Origin of the sequence: Burkholderia sp. MSMB1459WGS, from assembly GCF_001534535.1 — a bacterium.
In the GTDB taxonomy this organism is placed as follows: domain Bacteria; phylum Pseudomonadota; class Gammaproteobacteria; order Burkholderiales; family Burkholderiaceae; genus Burkholderia.
This window is the reverse complement of record NZ_LPMU01000041.1, coordinates 1-21444: the sequence shown is the minus strand read 5'-3', so window position 1 is coordinate 21444 and position 21444 is coordinate 1. Positions and strand designations below refer to the sequence as shown.

20 protein-coding genes and 2 pseudogenes are annotated in these 21444 nt (G+C 64.0%); 16 read left to right on the top strand and 6 right to left on the bottom strand.

The annotated features are described in order from the left end of the window. Window positions 1–60: 60 nt before the first annotated feature. Window positions 61–1299 carry a dicarboxylate/amino acid:cation symporter gene (locus WT97_RS16450; protein WP_082751401.1) on the bottom strand — a complete coding sequence of 413 codons (1239 nt, stop codon included), beginning with the start codon at window positions 1297–1299 and terminating at the stop codon, window positions 61–63. Then, window positions 1283–1945 carry a GntR family transcriptional regulator gene (locus WT97_RS16445; RefSeq protein ID WP_059500063.1) on the bottom strand — a complete coding sequence of 221 codons (663 nt, stop codon included), beginning with the start codon at window positions 1943–1945 and terminating at the stop codon, window positions 1283–1285. The genes WT97_RS16450 and WT97_RS16445 overlap by 17 nt, the downstream gene beginning before the upstream one ends. 147 nt (window positions 1946–2092) lie before the next feature. Here WT97_RS16445 and WT97_RS16440 point away from each other — a divergent pair, with 147 nt between their 5' ends. The 3 genes from WT97_RS16440 to WT97_RS16435 all read left to right on the top strand — a co-directional run bounded on the left by WT97_RS16440 (window position 2093) and on the right by WT97_RS16435 (window position 4730). Continuing rightward, window positions 2093–2557 (top strand): GNAT family N-acetyltransferase, encoded by a 465-nt coding sequence (locus WT97_RS16440; protein ID WP_060353819.1) that lies wholly within the window; start codon window positions 2093–2095, stop codon window positions 2555–2557. A 621-nt stretch (window positions 2558–3178) separates the two neighbouring features. Next, window positions 3179–3469, top strand: coding sequence for a hypothetical protein (locus WT97_RS34105; protein ID WP_156440263.1), 291 nt, complete (start codon window positions 3179–3181; stop codon window positions 3467–3469). A 94-nt stretch (window positions 3470–3563) separates the two neighbouring features. Beyond that, window positions 3564–4730, top strand: coding sequence for a porin (locus WT97_RS16435; RefSeq protein ID WP_059500077.1), 1167 nt, complete (start codon window positions 3564–3566; stop codon window positions 4728–4730). Window positions 4731–4870: 140 nt separating this feature from the next. On the opposite strand, the gene gcvA is transcribed toward WT97_RS16435, so the two are convergent. Next, entirely contained in the window at window positions 4871–5827 is a 957-nt protein-coding gene (gene gcvA / locus WT97_RS16430) for a transcriptional regulator GcvA (protein WP_060353818.1), read from the bottom strand. Between the two features lie 139 nt (window positions 5828–5966). Here gcvA and WT97_RS16425 point away from each other — a divergent pair, with 139 nt between their 5' ends. Together WT97_RS16425 and WT97_RS16420 are read left to right on the top strand one after the other, a co-directional pair. Beyond that, the gene (locus WT97_RS16425) at window positions 5967–7178 is read left to right on the top strand and encodes an MFS transporter (protein WP_059500079.1); all 1212 of its coding nucleotides are present in this window, start codon (window positions 5967–5969) and stop codon (window positions 7176–7178) included. A 5-nt stretch (window positions 7179–7183) separates the two neighbouring features. After that, window positions 7184–8080 (top strand): oxidoreductase, encoded by an 897-nt coding sequence (locus WT97_RS16420; RefSeq protein ID WP_060353846.1) that lies wholly within the window; start codon window positions 7184–7186, stop codon window positions 8078–8080. A gap of 40 nt (window positions 8081–8120) precedes the next feature. Here the strand turns inward: WT97_RS16420 and WT97_RS32900 are convergent. From WT97_RS32900 to WT97_RS16410, 3 genes and pseudogenes are all read right to left on the bottom strand, one after another. Further along, window positions 8121–8195, bottom strand: a pseudogene (locus tag WT97_RS32900) (chromate resistance protein ChrB domain-containing protein); the annotation flags it as partial. A gap of 14 nt (window positions 8196–8209) precedes the next feature. After that, the gene (locus tag WT97_RS16415) at window positions 8210–9382 is read right to left on the bottom strand and encodes a chromate transporter (RefSeq protein WP_060353817.1); all 1173 of its coding nucleotides are present in this window, start codon (window positions 9380–9382) and stop codon (window positions 8210–8212) included. Between the two features lie 19 nt (window positions 9383–9401). Further along, a pseudogene (locus tag WT97_RS16410) lies at window positions 9402–9785 on the bottom strand (chromate resistance protein ChrB domain-containing protein); the annotation flags it as partial. Between the two features lie 468 nt (window positions 9786–10253). Here WT97_RS16410 and WT97_RS16405 point away from each other — a divergent pair. From WT97_RS16405 to WT97_RS16360, 11 genes are all read left to right on the top strand, one after another. After that, a complete protein-coding gene (locus tag WT97_RS16405) occupies window positions 10254–10538 on the top strand; it encodes a hypothetical protein (protein ID WP_059500065.1) in 285 nt (94 codons plus the stop codon). Window positions 10539–10813: 275 nt separating this feature from the next. Then, entirely contained in the window at window positions 10814–11017 is a 204-nt protein-coding gene (locus tag WT97_RS16400) for a cold-shock protein (protein WP_027786486.1), read from the top strand. A 217-nt stretch (window positions 11018–11234) separates the two neighbouring features. Further along, window positions 11235–11390 (top strand): hypothetical protein, encoded by a 156-nt coding sequence (locus WT97_RS34585; protein ID WP_179949783.1) that lies wholly within the window; start codon window positions 11235–11237, stop codon window positions 11388–11390. Between the two features lie 399 nt (window positions 11391–11789). After that, window positions 11790–12074, top strand: coding sequence for a hypothetical protein (locus tag WT97_RS16395; protein ID WP_060353845.1), 285 nt, complete (start codon window positions 11790–11792; stop codon window positions 12072–12074). Between the two features lie 47 nt (window positions 12075–12121). Beyond that, entirely contained in the window at window positions 12122–12331 is a 210-nt protein-coding gene (locus WT97_RS16390; protein ID WP_059500066.1) for a hypothetical protein, read from the top strand. 33 nt (window positions 12332–12364) lie between these two features. Next, window positions 12365–12577, top strand: a complete 213-nt coding sequence (gene rpsU, locus WT97_RS16385; RefSeq protein ID WP_059500067.1) for a 30S ribosomal protein S21 — start codon at window positions 12365–12367, stop codon at window positions 12575–12577. 11 nt (window positions 12578–12588) lie between these two features. Beyond that, window positions 12589–12795: a hypothetical protein gene (locus WT97_RS16380; protein WP_059500068.1), complete on the top strand. Its 207-nt coding sequence runs from the start codon at window positions 12589–12591 to the stop codon at window positions 12793–12795. Window positions 12796–13160: 365 nt separating this feature from the next. After that, window positions 13161–13895, top strand: a complete 735-nt coding sequence (locus WT97_RS16375; RefSeq protein WP_060353816.1) for an ABC transporter substrate-binding protein — start codon at window positions 13161–13163, stop codon at window positions 13893–13895. Between the two features lie 892 nt (window positions 13896–14787). Further along, a complete protein-coding gene (locus WT97_RS16370; protein ID WP_060353815.1) occupies window positions 14788–15570 on the top strand; it encodes a response regulator transcription factor in 783 nt (260 codons plus the stop codon). A gap of 41 nt (window positions 15571–15611) precedes the next feature. Continuing rightward, on the top strand, window positions 15612–17972 hold the full coding sequence (locus WT97_RS16365; protein ID WP_156440265.1) for a CHASE2 domain-containing protein: 2361 nt from the start codon (window positions 15612–15614) through the stop codon (window positions 17970–17972). 575 nt (window positions 17973–18547) lie between these two features. Then, window positions 18548–21444: ESPR-type extended signal peptide-containing protein (locus WT97_RS16360; protein ID WP_082751403.1), on the top strand; the 2897-nt coding region annotated here is incomplete at its 3' end.

Sequence of the window (21444 nt, the reverse complement as noted above, 5' to 3'; positions counted from 1 at the left end):
GCTCCTCGCACTGGGCGCGCGCAACGCCGAAACGCGCGGCGGCCGGCGGTTTCGAAGCGCCTACACACTTGCCTGACCAGTCACGGTCTCTGCGGCCATGCTGTCCGAACCGGAAAGCCTCACCGCAACAGCCGCTGCCGCCGTGCTTCCGTAGACGTTCAGGGCGGTTCTTCCCATATCGAAAAAGGCGTCGACGCCCAACAGCAGCAGCACCGCATCGGCCGGCAAGCCGATCGACGTGAGAACGATGGTGATGGCCACGATCGCCCCGGAGGGCACATTGGCCGCTCCATCGATGGTGACGATCGTCAGGATCAAAATCGTGATCACCAGCGGCCAGGACCAGGCAAGGTGATAGGCGTCGGCCAGGTAGCCGACCGCGAGGGCTGTATAGAGCACCGCGCCGTCGCGATTGAAAATATAGGCCAGAGGCAGAATCGTGGACGCCACGCCGTAAGGCACGCCCAGTTCAACCAGCTTCTTCAGGTGCAGCGGATAGGTAATTTCGGACGAACGCGTCGTGAAACCAAGGATCAGCGGTTCCCTCACCTTCCTGAGCACGGCAAGCGGCGACTGACCGGCGACGCGAATGACGATGGTGAGTACCACCGCCAGAATCGCCATGCCGAGATAGGCCACGCCCAGAAGCTCGATGAGCGAATGCGCGCCCGCAAAGCCCTTGGCCGACAACAACTGCGCGATCGCGGCGAAGATCGCGAGCGGCGACCATGCGATCACCCACTGGATCATCTTGAACAGGCCCGACAGCAGCGCCTCGAAAACGGCGATCGCAGGCTCGGCACGCTCCGGGGCGGCCGACAATGCCGCGCCGAAAATGACGCCGAACACGAGCACCGGGAGAGAATTCCCTGCGGAAAGCGCGGCGACGATGTTGGCGGGGATCAAATCGACGAGAAATTTCGTCCAGTCGATGCTGGACGCGAGCGCCGCGGGCATCGATCCGGAGTGCGTCATGCTCGCCCCGAGACCCGGTCGAAACACGAAGTTGAGCAGCAGCCCGAACGATGCAGCCAAGCCCGTCATGCAGACGAAGAAGCCGATGCTGAACAGTGCGACCTTGCCAAGCCGCTCGCGAAGCCTGCCCGCACGAAAGACCCCGACCGTGACCGACAGGAAGATCAACGGCATGACGACCATCTTGATCGCGTGGCCGAACATCGTGCTCAGAAAACCCAGCTTCGCGGCAAAGCCCGGCGCAAACACGCCGCAGGCGACGCCCAGGACGAGGCCGCCAAGCATTTGCATCGGAAGAGAAAGCCCTTTATTTTTCGTGTTCATGCCGCGCCTTTAGCAGTTTTATCCGTGCCGGCGTACCGTCAACGATGTGATTCCACATATGCTGACGCGCAAGCTCGCCGTCGTTCGCTTCGATTGCGTGAAAGATGTGCAGGTGCTCGATCGTGCCGCGCCGAACGGTTTCAGCGTCGCCGCGCGGGAGTTCGTTCAAGGCCAAGGTCTGGGCCCGCAATAGACCATACGCCGATGAGATTCGCACGTTCCGTGCGGCAGCAAACAACTCTTGATGAAACACCCAACCGATACGCTGCTCGAGCATGATGTCCGAAACATCCCGGTCGACCAGTTTCCGCATTTTTTCCGCCGCGTCGCGAAGGCCCGCCGTGACTCCCGATCTCGCTGCGAGAAACGCTGCGGTACTCTCCAGGGCCAGCCGCATTTCAAAAATTTCGCGCAGATCGCTGGTAGTCGGCGACGCGACATAAGTGCCGCTCTTTTCGATCACGACGACCAGCCCTTCGGACTCGAGCAAATGCAATGCGCTGCGCACCGGCATTTGGCCGAAACCCAGTTCGTCCGACAGGCCTCGGTGGGATACTTTCTGCCCAGGTGCAAGACGGCCGTCGAAGATCCTCGATCGAATCTCGTCGTAGGCCAGTTCTGCATCTGTCGAGACTTTCGACGTCATCTGTGATCGCAGTTAGCGTATGATTCAAAAAGAAACTGATAGGAAATTACCCTTACTGGGCGTGCCCGGCAACTGCTAATTTTGCGAGTGGGCGTGCCGAAAGAGAATTGGAAGAAAATCTGCGTCACGAAGAGAGCCGATAATTATATGACTTCACAAGAAGTGCGCTTTACCATCTGTGCCGTCCGTGCGGAAGAAACCTATCCTCTCAGAGCCGCAGTCTTGATGGCCGGGGATGAAGAGGGAAGCGCTCTAGACGGGGACCATGCTCCAACGACCATGCATTTTGCCGTTCGTGACAACGACAGTATCGTTGCCGTGGCATCGGTGTGTAAGGAAGGACAATCCGGCGTTTCGAACGCTGACGCGTGGCGCCTTCGCGGCATGGCCGTCCATCCGTCGGTACGCGGCCTGGGATTCGGACGCCTGCTGGTCAATCTATCCATTCGCCATGTTCGCGAACAGCGCGGCACCCTGCTCTGGTGTACGGCGCGCGAATCGGCATACCCATTCTACGAAATGCTCGGCTTTGAACGCGATCCGATACCGATTTCAATGCATGGCCGCGACGACATGAAATTCTATCTAATGCAACGCCAAATCGCGGGCTGATTTCATCTGCGATCGAAGTTCGATCGCCGCCACCGGGGCACGATACTGGGCGTTGGGCTACCGGCCCGGAAATACCGATTCGCCCAGCGCTCTCATTAGCCCGTTCGCCCGCGCGAAAATCGAGATCGCGCGCGATGACGGCTATCGCAACGCCCGCCTCCTTCAGCGCACCGCCGAACGGTAGCGCCATCCGCTCGTCTCGCGCGTTTCCGGCCAATACGGACGGGTACTCGACAATCGCTTTTTCCGTTTCGATTATTGCAATCCGGGAGAAAATGGAGCGATGACCAAGGACGAACCTTGGCGACCCATTTTCGGCGGCGGCTCTCCGCTGGTCTAACGATCGAATTTGACTGGTGTTGCGCAGTCGTCACCACGAACTGCAGACCGGTACTTTCCTTTCCGAGATCGTTGCTCTCAGTGGCGAGCTCTTGCAGCCCGCTATCGCCCCCCTCGCTCGCATTCGCTTGCGGTCGCCGACATCATCAGCGTGACGGCGCGCAACTCGATAACACTTCGCTCTCGTGCCGACCCTTATAAGGGAAACTCCGTAAGGCGCCAGGTCATCAAACGAGATTAACTTATATCAAACAAATTTTGACGGGAATTTATGTTCCTGATATGGTTTTTCCACTTGCAAAGTGTGACCACGTCTTATTGACGCTCGGCGAAACGATTGGCGCACGTCGCCAGTGGCTGAAGCGGACGCTTGGTCAGTCCGCAAGGATCGCCGATATTCCCAGCTCGTCTTTTGTCGCAGGTGGAGCAGCCTCTGGTTTCGCCGCCGCCGACCTCGCTCGCAAGTATGACGCGAGCATGGAGTTCGACGGTCGAGCAGCGCGGCGCTTCCCCACGCAAATTTGTAAGGATCACGAAATGATCGAACTCGATATGCCGCTTTGGCGAACATGACGCCGGCTGTCACGACCGAGACGACGTGCAAGCCGTGAATACGACAAAAGCCGTTTCAATCCATCCCGAAACCACACCTGACCGTGAAATGCAGATGAAAAACAAGAAAATCAACATCAGCGTCATCGCCGTTGCCGCCTTCGCAGCATCTTCGGCAGCCATGGCCCAATCGTCGATCACGTTGTATGGCATGCTCGATGCCGGTATCGGCTATACGTCGAACATCAACGGCCACAGCCGGTTCGGCCTCGACGGCGGCGCCGCGGGTTCGAACAAGTGGGGCCTCAGGGGGCAAGAGGACCTTGGGGGCGGCCTCCAGGCGGTATTCAAGATCGAGAATGGTTTCAACATCGCGACAGGCGGCATAGGTGGCCAAGGGCCCATCGGTTCCACGCGTTCGCTGTTCAACCGCCAGGCCTACGTGGGTCTCGCATCCGATCAGTATGGCGCGCTGCGCATGGGGCGCCAGCTCGATGCCGTGACGGAAATGGTCCAGGTCCTGACGGGCGACGCCATTTCGGCGTCGACGTTCTCGACGCCGGGCGACGTCGACAACAACGACAACACGACGAACCAGAACAATGCGGTGAAGTACATCTCGCCGATCATCCACGGCTTCCAGGCTGAAGGCGCGTACTCGTTCGGCGGCGTTGCCGGTGCGATGGGCTCGGGTCAATCGTGGTCGGCGGCCGCGACCTACGCTCAAGGCGGCCTGACGGTTGCCGGCGGCTACTTTCACGCGGCCAACCAGGGCGAGAACGGATGGTTGAACGCAACCGCTCAACCGAGTTTCGGTGGCGCGCTCGGCTATCCGAGTTCGGGCTACAACGGCGGCAATGCGTTCAAGAGTGCGGGCATCGCGCAAATCGCCGCCCAATACCAGGTGGGGCCGTACACGGCGGGCTTGCGCTACTCGAACGCTCAGTACCAGGGCAACGACGGCCAGCCGTCGATCCACTTCAACGTGCTGGGTGCGCTCCTGCAGTACCGGGTCACGCCGGCGCTGTCGCTGGCGACGGGTTACACGTATGTATACGGTTCCGCGGCCACACCCACGCAAGCGGCCGAAGGCCGCACGATGGCCTCGATCAACCAGGTGTCGCTGGGTGCGACGTACTCGCTGTCGAAGAGTACCGCGCTGTACGCGATGGGCGCCTACGTCCATGCCAAGGGCGCGCAGGCTTCGGCTGCGGACTTTGGCAACACCTCGTCGGGCGGCAACCAGGTTCAGGTCAACATCGGCATGTTCCACGGCTTCTGATCGCCGATCCGCCAGTCCGGAGTAGTGGCCGCACTACTCCGGCGAAGCACGCTTCCTTTGGTAAAACCGATGCCCGGTTTTCAATCTCATCATCAGGAATCCAAAGAAACCATCGGACTGCGTTTGCTCGCGGCGCAGCATCACCGCCCGCTCTGATCCGCGAGCCTGGCCCCCTCCTGATTCGCCATGCCTTCCATCCATGCATCGAACGCGGACACGGCCGCATCGTCGGCGCGATCGGCGTTCGTTACCAGCATGTAGTCGTCGGCGCGCCATACAGGCGATGCGATAGGACACACGAGGCGCCCCTCTGCAAGATCGCGCGCGATCAGCGGCAGCGACGCCAGCGCCACGCCGAGCCCCTCGACGGCCGCGCCAAGCTGAAGATTCACGTGATCGAATTCGACATGGCGCGCGGCTCGCAGATCGGAAGCACCCGCTTCCTTCAACCAGTGCGACCAGGCAGAGCGCGTCGTGGCCGAATGCAGCAGCGTGTGATGGCGCAGGTCGGTCGCGCTCTGTATCGGATGCTGGCGCAGCAATGCGGGATTGCAGGCCGGTACGCGCAGGTCGGGCATCAATGGGCGCAACACGACGCCCGCGCCTTGCTCCGGCCCGGAGCGGACACCGATATCGAAAGCGTCGGCGACATAGCGCAGCTTGCGCGATGTCGTCGACACCCTGACGTCGATGTCGGGATACCGCGAATGGAAATCGGCGAGCCGCGGCAACAGCCAGCAAAGCGCAAAGCTCATCGGCACGTTCACCCGCACGACACCCGATATCCGGTGCGCGAACGGGTTGTGGCGCAGCCGCACGACCGCGGTACCGAGGCGCTCGAACGCGTGGCTGACGTCGTTCAGCAACGCGGCCCCTTCGTCGGTCAGCACGACGCCACGCGGGCGCCGATCGAACAACGGCAGGCCGAACCAGTCCTCCAGCAACCTGATCTGTTTTCCGACGGCCCAATGAGTAACGTGCAGCTCCGCCGCGGCACCCGCGAAGCTGCCGTGCCGCGCAACCGCGTCGAAAGCGCGCAGCGCATTGAGCGGGGGCAACTCGTCCCGGTGCTTCACGGCGCCTCGGTTTTCGTTCATGACGTGACTTTTTCTCTCTGTCGACGGGATTTTAGCTCAATTGAAACGGCTGGCATCCCGGTCATAAAATTTGCACGTCGAACCTGAAAACCAGACCACGAGCAGGCTTCCATCCACCGCTCGTCCGGAGAGAATGACGATGCGCTTGCCGGTTTTTTCCCCTCCCGTCGTGCGGGAGACGTCACCATCGCGGCCGCGCGTGCTGTGGCTGTCGTGCATTGCCCATGCAATGCACGACGGCTATACGGACATGATCTACGCGTTGCTACCCGTGTGGCAGTCGGAATTCGGGCTCGACTTTGCAGCCCTGGCTATCTTGCGCGGCGTCTATGCCGGCACGATGGCGACGCTGCAGTTGTCCGCCGGACGTCTCGCACAACGCCTGGGCAGCCGCGCGACGCTCGCAGTCGGTACGCTGCTCGCCGCGCTCGGCTATGCGATCGCGGGCCTGTCGGGTGGCCTGCTCGGCCTGGGCGTCGCGCTGGCGATTTCGGGCGGCGGCTCCAGCACCCAGCATCCGATCGCATCGGGCGCCGTCTCCCGTATCTACGGGCGCGACGCGAGAGGCCCACTGAGCATCTACAACTTTTCCGGCGATCTGGGGAAATCGGCACTGCCGGCCGTCATTTCGCTGCTCGTCACGATGATGTCGTGGCGTCACGCGCTCTGGATCGTCGCCGGACTCGGCTGCGTCGTGGCCGCCGTCATCGCGCTCTGGTTTCCCGCCGTGCCGCGCGGTGCCGCAACGGCGCCGGCAAAAGAGCCTGCATCCGCTCGACGCGGCGGCACGGGGAGAAGCGGATTCGCCGCGCTGTTTTCCATCGGCGTGCTCGATACGGCCGTACGCATGGGACTGCTTACCTTTCTGCCTTTCCTGCTCCAGGCAAAAGGCGTCTCGCCTCACCTGCTGGGAACAGCCCTTGCACTCGTTTTCATCGGGGGTGCGGCCGGCAAATTCATGTGCGGCTGGCTCGGTGCGCGCATGGGAATGGTGAGGACGGTGCTGCTCACGGAGGGCGGTACGGCCGTGTGCATCGTCGCGACGATGTATCTTCCGTTGACGCTCACCATGGTGCTGCTGCCGATCCTGGGCATGATGCTCAACGGCACTTCGTCGGTGCTGTACGGAACCGTCCCGGAAATGTCTGCGCCCGAGCGCACCGAGCGCGCATTCGCGATTTTCTATACTGGGACGATCGCGTCGGGCGCGATATCTCCGGTTCTCTACGGTTTCCTGGGCGACAGGATCGGTGTGCACGGCGCCACGTATGCGACCGCGTTGACCGCGCTGGCGATTTTTCCGCTCGCCCTCGCACTGCGCCCGCATCTGACAAATCACTCGACAGGATGAACACCATGACGAAGTCTGACTACCCGAGCGTCGCCCTCGTCGGTCCGGGCGCAATCGGAACGACCGTCGCCGCGGCCCTTCATGAAGCCGGCCGCACGCCGGTGATCTGCGGCCGCTCGGCGCACGCGCAACTGAAGTTGCGCTTCGATGGCGGCGAGATCGTCGTGCCCGGGCCCGTGCTGACCGATCCGCAAGCGGTCGAGAAAAGGGTCGACGTCGTGTTCGTCGCGGTCAAGTCGACGCAGGTAGCAAGCGCGGCACCCTGGCTCGCCGCGCTATGCGATGCGAATACCGTCGTCTGCGTACTGCAGAACGGCGTCGAGCAAAAAGCCGCGTTCGCACCGCATGCGGCCGGCGCCGAGGTCGTGCCATCGGTCGTCTGGTTTCCGGCGCAGCGCGAACCGGATGCATCGGTGTGGCTACGCGGCAAGCCTCGGCTCACCCTGCCCGATACGCCGGCGAGCAACGTGGTGGTGTCGGCTTTGCGCGGCACGCGATGCTCGCCCGAGGTCGCGGCGGATTTCATCTCGCTCGCGTGGCGAAAGCTTTTGCAGAACGCAGTGGCGGGGCTCATGGTGCTGACCGGCCGCCGCGCCGGCATGTTCTCGCGAAGCGACATCACCGACCTGTCGCTCGCCTACTTGCGGGAATGTCTCGAGGTCGCGCGTGCGGAGGGTGCGAAGCTGGGCGACGACGTGCCGCAGGAGATCGTCGACGGATTCCATGGCTTTCCGCCCGATTTGGGTACGTCGATTCTTGCCGACCGGCAGGACAACCGCCCGCTCGAATGGGACTGCCGAAATGGCGTCGTGCAGCGATGCGGCCGAGCTCATGGAATTCCGACGCCGATCAGCGATCTGGTCGTGCCGCTTCTCGCGGCCGCCAGCGACGGGCCGGGCTGAGCGAATAGCGAGGAATGCTCTATCCGGCCGACCAGCGTGAGTCGATAAAGCGGGCAATGAGCCAGGGACAAGCAACCCTGTCGATTTTCGGACGTTGTCGCGTGATCCATTGCATGGCGGCCTCCACGATCAGTGATGCAACAGCGGGTACACGATCAGGCCCATCACGGCGGCCGCGCCGACGATCACCGGCTCCGACAGCTTCTTGAACCTGACCAGCAGCACGATCGTCGCGAGCGCCATCAAGGCGGTGGGCACATCGACGATCGAACGTCGGGCCAGCACGATCACCGACCCCGTGATCGCGCCAACGGCCGCGGCAGTTACGCCGTCGACGAAGGCCAGAATCGCCGGCAGCCGGCCGTACTTCTTGAAGTACGGAGCCGGCAACACCGTGAACAGATAGCATGGCAGGAACGTGCCGGCTGCCGCCACGCACGCGCCGGGCAACCCCGCCACCAGATAACCGATGAAGCCGACCGTGATGACGACCGGGCCCGGCGTGATCATCGCGACCGCCACGGCGTCGACGAACTGCTTCTCGTCGAGCCAATGGTGCTCGGTGACCACGCCGCCATAGAGGAACGGCACGATCGCGAGCCCCGAGCCGAACACGAAGGCGCCGGCCTTCGCGAAGAAGGCGGCGAGTTGCGCGAGCTGCGGCCAAGCGCCGATACCGAGCCACGCACCGGTGGCGGAAACGGGCAACGCCACGGCCGCATTGACGCGCCGCTGGCGTAGCCACCTCGGCGGCGAGCGCGCGAACCAGACGAGCAGGCCCGCCGCGAGAAACAGCCACGCCGCTTCCGATTCGGTGATCACCGTCACGGCAACCAGTACGAGATAGATCGCCCACAGCAGCTTGTCGCGACCGATGCTCTTCGCGGTCAGTTTGTGCGCGCTGATCGCGATGATGCCGATCACCGCCGCGCCGACGCCGTAGAACACCGACTGCATCCACGTCAGCCCGCCAAATCGCGTATATGCGTAGCCCAGCAGCACCACCATCAGAAACGACGGCAGCACGAACGCGATCCCGACCGTCGTGGCGCCCACGATACGGTAGTGCACGTAGCCGAGATAGATCGCCAGTTGCGCGGCAAGCGGGCCCGGGGCGAGTTGCGCGAGCGCCAGGCCTTCCTTGTAGTCCGCGTCCGCGATCCATTGGCGCGTGTCGACGAGATCCCGATGCATGTAGCCGGCGAGCGCAACCGGCCCGCCGAAGCCCGTCGCGCCGAGCCACGCGAAGTACAGGATCAGTTGCCACAGCGTATAGGCCGGGCGGCCTCGATGTGTATTCATGTTGCGGGCGAGCAGCAGGTCAAGGGTTTCGATTGCCACGGAAATATACGTACAACGAATCGAGTACGGCACCGATCTCGATCAGCAACGCATCGTCGTCGGCAAGGCGCTTGCGGGCACCCGCGAGGATGGCCTCGAATCCGCCGGCCTCCGGCACGGCGGCGCCCCCTACATCCAGCGCATGCACCATGGTCCCCAATCGGATGAGTCCGTCGTCGTCGCCGAGCCCGAAGCTCGCGACCAGCACCTCGAACGACACGCGATCGCCCACATGCGTGAACGGGGCGCCGTCGAAATCGAATCCGAGCGCATCGGCCGGACAATCGGCGAGGTTTTCCAGCCACACGAAGCGCGCATGCGGATCGATGAAACGCCGAATCAGCCACGCGCTGGCGACGCGATCATGAGGGCAGCATAATTGCCCGTCACGAACACTGCAATTCAATAGATGTCGCTACAAAGTTCCGGCAGCATGCAGTTCCACTCGACGCGTGAAGCGGGAAAGCAAAAATAACGACCGTCAACGACGCCCGCGCCATCCGGATCGACATATCGACGAAATGGACGGAACATCCGGTATCACGTGAACGCCGAAGCCGCGCGCGACGACATCGGACAGTGCGCATCGCGCCTTCATCGAGTGCGCGCCAACTGACGGCCGATCGCCGCGTCGCCGGCCCGCAACCCCTACCGAAACCGAATGGGTGATCGACGTCGCGGGACGACGTTACGATATCCTGCGAATCGCGCGGTTCAACGCATACACTGTAAGCACGCCACGGCGAACTCCCGCCGATTCATCGCACGCTTTCCCCGACACCGTTCCGAACGCAACCGGACGGCAAACGCAGCTCGCACACGGCACCGTCCAATGACAATCGATCCCGGCTCCATTCCTTACTATCTCGTCCTTCGGGCCGGCTGGCCGCCCTATGTGTTGAATTCGGATCGCCAGGTGCTCCGCCGTCAGGCGAGCCCGCTATTGCTGGCATTCGCGCGCACGCGCGGAGCGATCGCACATGTCGACGGCAGCGCATGGAACGTCTTCTCCGACAACGAGGGGCTCACGATAGTCGAACGTCGCGAGACCGGGTTCTTTTCGTTGGTCGCGGGAAACGAAACCGAACGTCAGCTGCATTTGCTGACGACGCTCTGACGCCGTCGCCGTGACCGCGCATCGCGCGGCGCGACGTGCATGCCGGCAAGCGCTCGGCGCCGACGAAGAAGCGTCACGCGTTCCGCCCCCCGGGCCGAAAGCGCTTGACACATCTCCGGCCGACGCGTACTGTCGGCCGCGGAAGTATTCAAGAAGCGCGATTGCTGCTCATCATCGACCGCAGCCTGCGGTATTCGTTGTCCTCTCCCTCCTTGATTCTTTTTTCCTCGTCCATTCGGGGCATATTCGCTCGTTCATTTTTCAGGATATCTAACATGGATACCGGTACCGTCAAGTGGTTCAACGACAGCAAAGGCTTCGGCTTCATCACCCCCGACAAGGGCGGCGACGATCTGTTCGCCCACTTCTCCGAGATTCGCAGCGACGGCTTCAAGACCCTCGCGGAAGGTCAGAAAGTCAGCTTCGAAACGAAGAACGGCCCCAAAGGCCTGCAGGCATCGAACATCACCCCGCTGTAATCGCCGAACCGTCTCGGCCCCGTTCACCGAGCGGCACATCGCTGCCGCTTCGCATGCCACGCCTTCCGTCGCAGGCAATGCGACTCGACGCAGGCCAGGCGCGGCCGTCCGCTTCGCATCCGGGCATCGATCGCCACGCGCACGTTCAATCGCACGAGCGCGATCGGCGCGCGTCGCGCTCACCGAACCGCGCAAGCGGCGCAGCAGGAGAACCCGCATGACCCGAAACCAGCCTCGCGGCAACAAGGTGCCTCCGCGTGCCAAGCAAGCCATGGCCCTGCCGAAGCTGGGCACCGCCTTGAACTGGGTGCCGCCCCAGCCGCCCGCCGTCACGAAATCGCGCGCGAAGAAACGCCCGCTTGCTGCGCAATAGTGCACGCGAAACCGGGCAACGCACTCGATGAAGTACTCCCCGGCCGAAGATTCCGCACGACACCGGAAAACGGCGTGACGGCCGCTGCGTACGGATCGGAATGCACGCGCCGGCAGCGTGTCCGCAGTCCGACCACCCACCCGTCGCACCATGTGCCGATGCGTGCTTGCACCAACCGGAATAAATTGGACGTTCGACAAACGATGCGCGTATGATGGGTGCATCCGAGCGATCAATCGTCCTTTGACCGTTCGCCCCTCCACCCGCCCGCTTGCTGCATCGCCCCTCCTTCGCGCTGCAACGTTGTTCCCTTCACCCACTGGCCCGCCCCGCAACGGGAATACTGGCCGGATGTGTTCGCCCATGCGACTCGTCATGGCCGAACGCCAGGAGTTTCTCATGAGCATGCACGTCTACCGTGGATTCGAGATTTATCCGCTGATCTACCCTCACGTGCCGGCGCTGAATGGCTGCCCGCATAACTACGATGCCGGGTTCGACGCGGCAGTCAAGATTTGCCTTCGCGGCACCACCGATACGCTGACGCAGAGCCAGACTTTCAGACTGGGCGACGCATCCCCATTCGACAACGCCGGCGACGCCCGTCGTGCGTCGGTGCGCTTCGCCGAGAACATCATCGACGACAATCGCGACAAGCAGGGGTTCTTTGTCAGCCCGCGCTGAAGCGGCTCGTCGGTACAGCACCATTTTTCCGCATTTTGGAGAGCGAAATGATCATCGACGAACTGCTCGGCATGATCGGACGACATGAAGTTACCCGGCTCGACACCGTCATCCCCGCCGGAATCGCCGATTCAGCGATGTGCCACCAACCGGAGCTGCACATGTTCATGGCGGTACGTGCGTTATCGATCGGCGCAGGATATTCGGAATTCGAATCCGACGAGATAGCAAGCGCCGTCATGACACGGCTCGGCTAGCTTTCCGTTCAAACCTTTTCCGACAGGATCTACATGACGACAATTACGCTGAAGCTCGACGAACCGATCGATGTCGCGCTGCGACGATTCCGGCGCGGTGTCGAGAAAACCGGGCTGATCCGCGAGTTGCGCAGCCGCACCGGCTACGAGAAGCCCACGACGGAGCGCAAGCGGAAGAAGGCCAGCGCCGTTTCCCGGCAGCGCTCGAGGGCGAAGCGCATGTTGCCGCCCCGAAAAATGTACTAGGGGAGAACGTCGTGCACAACATGCCGGCCGAGGCGCCTCCGTTCTTCCCCCTGACGAAATGCGAAGTCGATTTCGATCATCGGAGCGACATGGTGACGCTGCTGCCGAGCTTCTATGCATTCGGGTGCGAGTACACCAGCCGCGGATTGCTGATCGGGCGCAGCGATGCGCTCAAACTGATTGCCGCGATCGAGAAGGCGCTCAGCGTTCAGGGGTGAGCCGACACCCGGCGCAACCGCGAGTATCGACGATCACAAGACGGACCATGCGCGGCAGGACCAGGTACGTAGATTTGCGCTACTTCCTCCTTGTCATGCAACTCGTCACCCGCAGGCAGACGCGCGAGTGGCTTTCACCGTTCCAGCTCGTCGAATCGCTGCAAGCGTGGCGGGTCATCCATCGCGCGAAATGCGAATGGCGCGACCGCGTCTGGCTAGGCCACGCTTCGCTTCAGATTGCGCTATCGGCCCGCTCGGCCGATTGCGCCGCATTCGCGGAACCGCTCCGGGTGATAAGCTCGGCATCGACGCGCTGTCGCGCAGCCCGTCCCCCTATCGACCCTACGCCTCCCGCGAGTCCGCTCATGTCCATCGCTCCCGCTGTCGTCTCCGCCTTCACTCCCACCGGCAAGCTCCGCGCATCGATCAACCTCGGCAACCCGATCCTCGCGAACCGCGACCCGGCAACGGGCGAACCGTTCGGCGTCTCGATCGACCTCGCCCGTGCATTCGCCGAGCGCCTGTCGGCCGACCTGGAACTCGTGGTATTCGACGCCGCAGGCAAATCGGTGCAGGCGCTGACCGAAGAGCGCGCCGATTTCGGCTTCTTCGCGGTCGATCCACTGCGCGGCGAAACCGTCGCGTTCACCGCGCCGTATGTGCTGATCGAAGGCTTCTATCTCGTGCCGGACGCGTCGCCGATCCGCACCAACGCGGACGTCGACCAGCCGCACAACCGCGTGGCCGTCGGCAAGGGCAGCGCGTACGACCTGTTCCTCACCCGCGAACTGAAAGCCGCGCAGATCGTGCGCGCCCCGACGTCGCAGGCCGTCGTGTCGACGTTCGTCGAGCAGCAACTGGAAGTGGCGGCCGGCGTGAAGCAGCAGCTCGAGGCCGACGCCGCGAAAACGCCCGGCCTGCGCCTGCTCGACGAGCGCTTCATGGTGATCCGGCAGGCGATGGGCGTGCCGAAGAGTCGCGGCGACGCGGCCGCCGCCGAGCTGAACGCATTCGTCGAGGAAATGAAGGCGTCGGGCTTCGTCGCCGATTCGCTGCGCCGGCACGGCATCACGGGCGCATCGGTCGCGTCGGCCGCCTGATCGGAAACTGCGGGCTCCGCGGCATGCGCCCCCGACCCGACGACAACGCGGGCGTACACCATCGCCCGATACCCGAACAGCGTCGAGTCACGCACCCGGCGAATCGTCGTCTCGTTGACCGGCCGGCAGCGTTCGTCGACCAGGCCGTCGTACCGACTAATTGATCGACGCGGCGCGCCGTCGCGCGTCGACGATTGGCCCGAACAAGCGGATCGGTCCGCTTCCATCGATCACAAGCCTACGATCGTCGAGCGCCTTGCCGCAGCGACGATCAAACGTCTGTCGTCGCATGACAAACCCTTACCCTTGTGCGAAAATCCGCCGACATTTGAGGCCGCTCATTGTCACAACGGCAGCGGACCCTATCGCCGAATCGGAAAAATTTGCTCGCCACATTGCCGGTGAGCGCATCCGGATTCGCTACGTGAAACGCGCCGCGCCCCGCGGCCGACCCAAGCACAATCGAAACACTTGCAGCCTGACGAGGGCATGGCAACCATGAGCACCCCGATGCCGAGAGCCCGGCAGAACGCCCTTAAACATGCGCGATGATTGCCTCAATTCGTTCCTCCGCGCGCGCCCTGCTCCGGCATGGTTCGACATCGGATCCCGAACGCGAAGGCTCGCCGCAAATGGCCGTGACTGCATAACGCGGTCGCCGCACGCGCTTGCTGCAGCAGTGCGTGCATCGGGTGCCGCGGTTCGATGTTTTCTCCCGCGAGGGTGCAGCACGCATGACGCTCCTGCTCCTCCGCAGTGCCGGAGCGTTGTGCCTGTCGGCCTGGCGGCGACACGCGCCGTCCGCGCATCGCCCGTGCGCCGCGCCGCGCAGAAGACGAAGTGAAGACGTGTGCGGTATCGCCCACGTGCTGATGACAAGGATGAAGCCCCGATGCGTGTGCTGATAGTCGAAGATGATCCCGTTCATGCGAAAGCCGCGGCGCGCGTCGTGGCCCCGCTCGGACACGAAGTGGTTGAAGTGCACGACGGCGAGTCGGCGCAACGACTGTTGCGCGCGCAGCCGTTCGACCTCGTGATCCTGGACTGGCTGCTGCCGACGATGAGCGGCTTCGAAGTGCTGTACTGGATTCGCCGCACGCTCGGCACGCCACCGGCCGTACTGTTCGTGACGAGCAAGACGCTCGAAGACGACATCGTGCTGGCGATGGATGCCGGCGCCGACGACTACGTCACGAAGCCGTTTCGCGTCGCCGAACTCGCGAGCCGGGTGAACGCGCTGTTGAAACGCTCGGCGCGCGATATCGACGGCTTCGGCCTCATCGGCGCGGGCGACTACGTGCTGAACCCGCGCGAACGCACGATCCTGCTGCGCGGCGTGCCGATCAAGCTGACGCCGAAGGAATTCGACCTCGCCGAACTCTTTTTCACCAACATCGGCAAGCTGCTGTCGCGCAAGCTCGTCTGCATGAGCACGTGGGGACGCGAGCTCGATCCGGATTCGCGCACGCTCGATACCCATATCTACCGGATACGGCAAAAGCTCGAACTCGGTCCCGAGAACGGGTTGCGCCTGAGCTCCGTCTACACACACGGTTATCGCCTCGAAGCCGTGCCGTCGGCCCGCGATCACGCCGGCGCGTCGCCGCACCGCGTTCCGCTCGCGCAGCCGGCGTCGCCGCCTCCGCTGACGCCCGCCGGGTTCGAGTGCGAGTGAGGCCGCCGTCAACGCACACGCTTTACGATGAATCACCCGTGATGCTTGCCGACGATGCGCGTATGCCAGGCGGTTTCATGCGCGAATGTATCGTGACGGGTGCATTCGTGCTGCTGCTGTGCGCGACGCTGACGACGTCCGGCGCGCTGCGTCGCGCCGACCTGTTCTTCTTCGACGTCGTGCAGCCGCTGCTGCAGCGGCCGTCGCCGCAGAAGATCGTGCTGATCGCGATCGACGGTGCGAGCGCGAAGGCGCTCGGCGGATGGCCGGTCAAGCGTGCCGATTACGCGACGTTGATCGACCGGCTGACCGCGGCGGGTGCGGCCGCCATCGGGCTCGACGTCGCGTTCACGCATCCGGGCAGAATCCTGCCTGCCGGCGACGCGTGGCTGGCGAGCGCGATCAAGCGCAATGGCCGCGTGGTGCTGCCGGCCGTGGTGGCCGACGACGATGGGGACGGCTTGCCGAACGTGGTGCCGCCGCTCGAGCCGATCGCGCACGGCGCATTCGCGATCGCGCAGGTCAACGCCGCGCCGAACGCGGATGGCGTGTCGCGCAGCTTCTATCTGCGCGAAGGGCCCCCGACCATCGACTACGAGCACATGAGTGCTTCCTTGCTCCGCGCGAGCGGCGTGCCGTTCGAGGAGTGCGACGAACCGCCGGCACATCGCGACATTCACTGGACCAGCGCATGCCGCCGCTACGTGCCGCTCGGTTCCGCCCCGTCGTATTACACGGTCCCCTTCGTCGACGCCCTCGAAGGCCGCGTCGATCCCGGCTTGCTCAAGGACGCGATCGTGCTCGTCGGCCCGACCTCGGGCACCGCGGACACGCACTTCGTCACGCCGGGCCGGGAGCCGCCGCCGCGCGCCGGCGTCGAGTTCGTCGCGCAAGCCACTTACGCACTCGCGAGCGGCTCGCTTGTGCGCACCGCATCGTGGGCCAACCAGGTGCTGTTCAGCCTGTCGGTGTTGCCGTGGCTTTGCGCGGCATTATTCGCGCTCGGCCCGCGCGCCGCGCTGCTCGCTTGCGCGGCCATCGCACTGGCCACATGCGCCGCGTCGCTGGTCGTTCTGAAGACCGCGCATCTGTTCTGCTTTCCCGCCACCGCGGTCGCCGCGTGCTTGCTTGCGTACGCGCTCAGCGCATGGCGGCGGCAGGAAACGTTGCTGCGCTATCTGACCCGCGAAGCGGAACGCACGATCGCCGACCCGTGTCTGCCGGGCGACGCGCCCGCTCCCACGGACGCGATCGATCCGTTCCGCCGGCGGGTGATCGTGATGACCGCGATGATCGCGCGCCTGCGGCGCTCCGCACACCTCATTTCCGAATGGATGAACAGCCTGCCCGAAGCCACGCTCGTCGCGTCCGGTTCGGGCGCGGTGCTGCTCGCGAACCGCCGGGCGCTCAGGTTATACGAGACGGAAGCAGCGCGGCACGGTTCGCCGCCGCCCGCCACCGGCCGCCACGCGGCGCGCGTGCTGCGCGAGATGACCGCCTCGGACGACGCGGCGCACTACGTCGAGCGCGCCCTGCAAACGCTGGCCGAACGCAACGGCATCACGCCGTCGAACGAGCCTGCCGCACCGATGGACGGCATCGAGATCGTCGACGCGAAGCAGCGCTCGCTGCTGGTGAAATGCGCGGTCGTGCCCGCGCGCGAAGCAGGCGACGCGATGCTGATCTTTCACGTGGCGGACGTCACGCCGATGCGCGCCGCCGAACGTCAGCGCGATACCGCGTTGCGCTTTCTGTCGCACGACATGCGTTCGCCGCAGGCCGCGATCCTCGCGCTGATCGAGCAACGTCTCGAAGCGCCGGCTTCGTTGCCCGAAGCACGGTTCATCGATCTCGTCGGCCACTACGCGCGCACGACGCTCACGCTCGCCGACCAGTTCCTGTTGCTCGCTCGCGCGCAGGCGCGCTCGGCGAAAGCGACGAAAGTCGATCTCGCGCCGCTGCTCGCCGACGCGACCGACGATATGTGGGCACATGCGAGCGCGAAGCGGATCAAGATCCGGTTGATCGCGGAACCGGGGATGCTCGTGATCGCCGATGCGCTGCTGCTGCGCCGCGCATTCGCGAATCTGATCGACAACGCGATCCGGTTCAGCCCGGAGGGTTCGACCGTGACCGTCGCGGCCGGCGAAAGCGACGAACGCTGGCGCGTGACGGTCGCCGATACGGGCGTCGGCATCCCGGAACATCAATTGCCGAACCTGTTCACCGAGTTTTTTTGCGTCGACGCGAGCGGAGCGACGGCCGGGCATGGCCTCGGGCTCGCGTTCGTCAAGCAGGTGGTCGACGCGCTGGGCGGAGAAATTCGTGTCGATAGCGCGGTCGGACGCGGGTCCGTCTTCACGCTGCTGCTCCGTCGAAACACCGCCCGCCGCGACGGTTGAAAATCAGGCCCGCGGCACCGCGCACGACGCATTCCGTAATTTTTTTCATTTCCCATTGCCCTGAAAGCGCCCCCGCGCATGGTTACCGCGCCGTGCGGCGACATCGCCATTTCGTCAATTTAAAAATTTTACGGTCTTTCGCGCATATCACCGCTTATCCGCACCGGCCCGAATTGCATTGTTTTTGTTGTTAAAAACCATCGCAAACAATCGGAATCAGCCCGTCCCCCCCAGTCGACCGACACGCCGGAAATCCACGCAATACGGTCGCTCGCGGCCGCTCGTTTTCTTTGTTCACATTTAATTCACAATTATTCAGATTTTCTCGCTCTCTTGCCCGAATACCTTTCCCTTATTCTACGGATCAGCGGATTCTTGCCTGTTTCGATTAATCGAATTGCCCTTGAAAAGGCATAGAAAATTCGATTTGTTTAATCGCGCTCTTTCACCTTTCCGGGGTAATCGATTGATCGAAATCTCCTTTTCACAAGACCGCGCTTCCCGATAAATACAGTTTTCACACGGCTCGACAGACATTCCACGCATCCGGCATTCCTGGCTGGCCCGGTACGTGGATGGCGCGCGCCGCTTACCGGCAGAAATCCATGAATAGAACTTACCGCACTGTGTGGAATGCGGCACGCGGCGCAATCGTCGCGGTATCCGAACTCGATCGGGCCCACGGCAAGGGCAAAGCCGGTGCCGGAGCCCGAGCCGTCGCGCGCGGCACCGGCGCGGCGGCCGCGCTCAAGTCCGTGACGCTTGCCGTGCTCGGCAGCATGGCGATGTGGTCGGGCGGTGCGGCCGCGCAGGTCGCGATTTCCGGCACGAATTGCCCGGGCTCGGCGACCGCGACGACGAACAACGGCATTGCGATCGGCTGCGGCACGAACGCCGCGCTCGCGAGCGGTGAGATCGCGATCGGCGGGAACGTCACGGCGAGCGGCGTCAACAGCACGGCAGTCGGCATCTTTTCACAGGCGTCCGCCCAGGCTGCATCGGCGTTCGGTACGTCGGCGAACGCGAGCGGGATCAATTCCGCGGCGCTCGGACCCGGTGCGAAGGCTCAAGGTTCATCCAGCAGCGCGCTCGGCAGTTTCGCGAACTCGATCAGCGCAGGCTCGGTCGCCGTCGGCGCGGCGACCGCCGGCTCGACCGCGACCAACGACACAAACAACATCGCGATCGGCCCTGGCGCGTTTGCGACGGGTGGCGCCGGGGCCGCCACGCACGGCTCCGGTCAGGCGATCGCGATCGGCGATTCGTCGTCAGCCACCGCGCTGCAGGCCATCGCATTGGGCGGGAACTCGGTCGCTTCGGCACAGGACACGTTCGCAGCCGGCGCGGGTGCGGTGGCTACCCAGCAAGGCGCGATCGCGCTGGGCACGGCGGCAAGTGCGGGCAACCAGTATGCGATTGCGCTTGGTTGGCAGTCCATCGCAACCGGGTTTTACGGTGTCGCGATGGGCATCGGTTCGCAGGCGACGGCAGCCAATACCATTGCCCTCGGCCCGAACGCGCAGGCCACCGTCGCAGCCGCGACCGCTGTCGGCAATGCCGCGAAGGCAACCGGCAACACGTCGCTTGCGATCGGCGGCCAGGCGCTCGCGAGCGGCAACGGAACCGTGGCAGCCGGCGCGGGCGCAGGCGCGGGCTCCACGACCGCCAATACCGGTTCGGTCGCGGTCGGTCTCGCAACCGGCACACTCGTGAGCGGCACGCAGAACACCGCGATCGGCGGCGGCATCGCGAGCGCGATGCGCGGTGCGGGTTCGGGCGTCACCGGCACGCGCAACGTCGCTCTGGGCAGCGGCGACGGAACCGTCACGTTTGACGGCACGCTCGCGGCTTCCGCCGGCAACCTCGTGTCGGGCAACGACAACGTCGCGATCGGCACCAATGCGGGCATCGGCGTCACCGCGAGCGGAACCACGTCGGTCGGTCTGAATGCGAACGCATCGGGTACGAACGCGATCGCGATGGGCGTAGGCGCTCAGGCGAGCGGCGTGAACAGCCTGAGCATCGGCACGGGCAACGTCGTCAGCGGCGCGAACTCCGCCGCGATCGGCGATCCGAGCACCGTCACCGGCTCGGGTTCGTATTCGCTCGGCAACAACAACACGATCAACGCGAACAACGCGTTCGTCGTCGGCAGTGGCGTGTCCGTGCCGGCCGCCCTCGACGGCGCGGTCGTGCTCGGCAACGCGTCGACGGTGTCGGCCGCCGTGCAGACGCCCAGCGCCGTCATCGGCGGGACCACATACAACTTTGCCGGCGGCACGCCGGCGGGCGGCGACGTGGTGAGCGTCGGCTCGGCCGCCGCGCCGCGGCAGATCCAGAACGTCGCCGCCGGCCAAATCAGCGCGACCTCCACCGATGCGATCAACGGTAGCCAGCTCAATGCGTCGAATCTGGCGATCGACTCGCTGTCGACGTCGACGGCGTCCAGCATCACGTCGTTGTCCACGTCGACTTCGACCGGCATCGGCTCGTTGTCCACGGGGCTGAGTTCGGCCAACAGCTCGATCGGGTCGTTGTCGACGTCGACGTCAACCGGCATCGGTTCGTTGTCCACCGGCATCGGTTCGTTGTCGACCGGCTTGAGTTCGACGACCAGCTCGATCACGTCGCTGTCCACGTCGACGTCTACGGGCATCGGTTCGCTGTCCACCGGCCTGAGCTCGACCAACAGCACGGTCACCTCGCTGTCCACATCGACCTCGACTATCGTCGGCTCGCTGTCCACCGGTCTCAGTTCGACCAACAGCACGGTCACCTCGCTGTCCACATCGACCTCGACTATCGTCGGCTCGTTGTCCACCGGCCTGAGTTCGACCAACAGCACGGTCACCTCGCTGTCCACGTCGACCTCGACGATCGTCGGTTCGCTGTCCACCGGCCTGAGCTCGACCAACAGCTCGATCACGTCGCTGTCCACGTCGACGTCAACGGTCGTCGGCTCGCTGTCCACCGGCTTGAGCTCCACCAACAGCTCGATTACGTCGCTGTCGACAGCGACGTCGACCAGCATCGGGTCGTTGTCGACCGGCTTGAGTACGACCAACAGCTCGATCACGTCGCTGTCTACCGGACTGTCGAGCACGGACAGCAACCTCACGTCGCTGTCGACCGCCACGTCGACCGGCATGAGCTCGCTGTCGACGGGCCTGAGCTCGATTGCGAACAACAACACGAACCTGGGCAACAGCACGGCCGGCGCGATCGGCGGCGGCGCTACCTACGATCCGACCACCGGCGCGATCTCGGCGCCGTCGTACGTGACGTACAACAGCGACGGTTCGACCACGATCAACAACAACGTCGGCTCGGCGATCGACAACATCAACGCGCATGGCATCAAGTACTTCCATGCGAATTCGACCGCACCGGACAGCCAGGCGGTGGGCGTCGACAGCGTCGCGATCGGCCCGAACGCGATCTCGAAGGTGGACGGCAGCATCGCGCTCGGCTC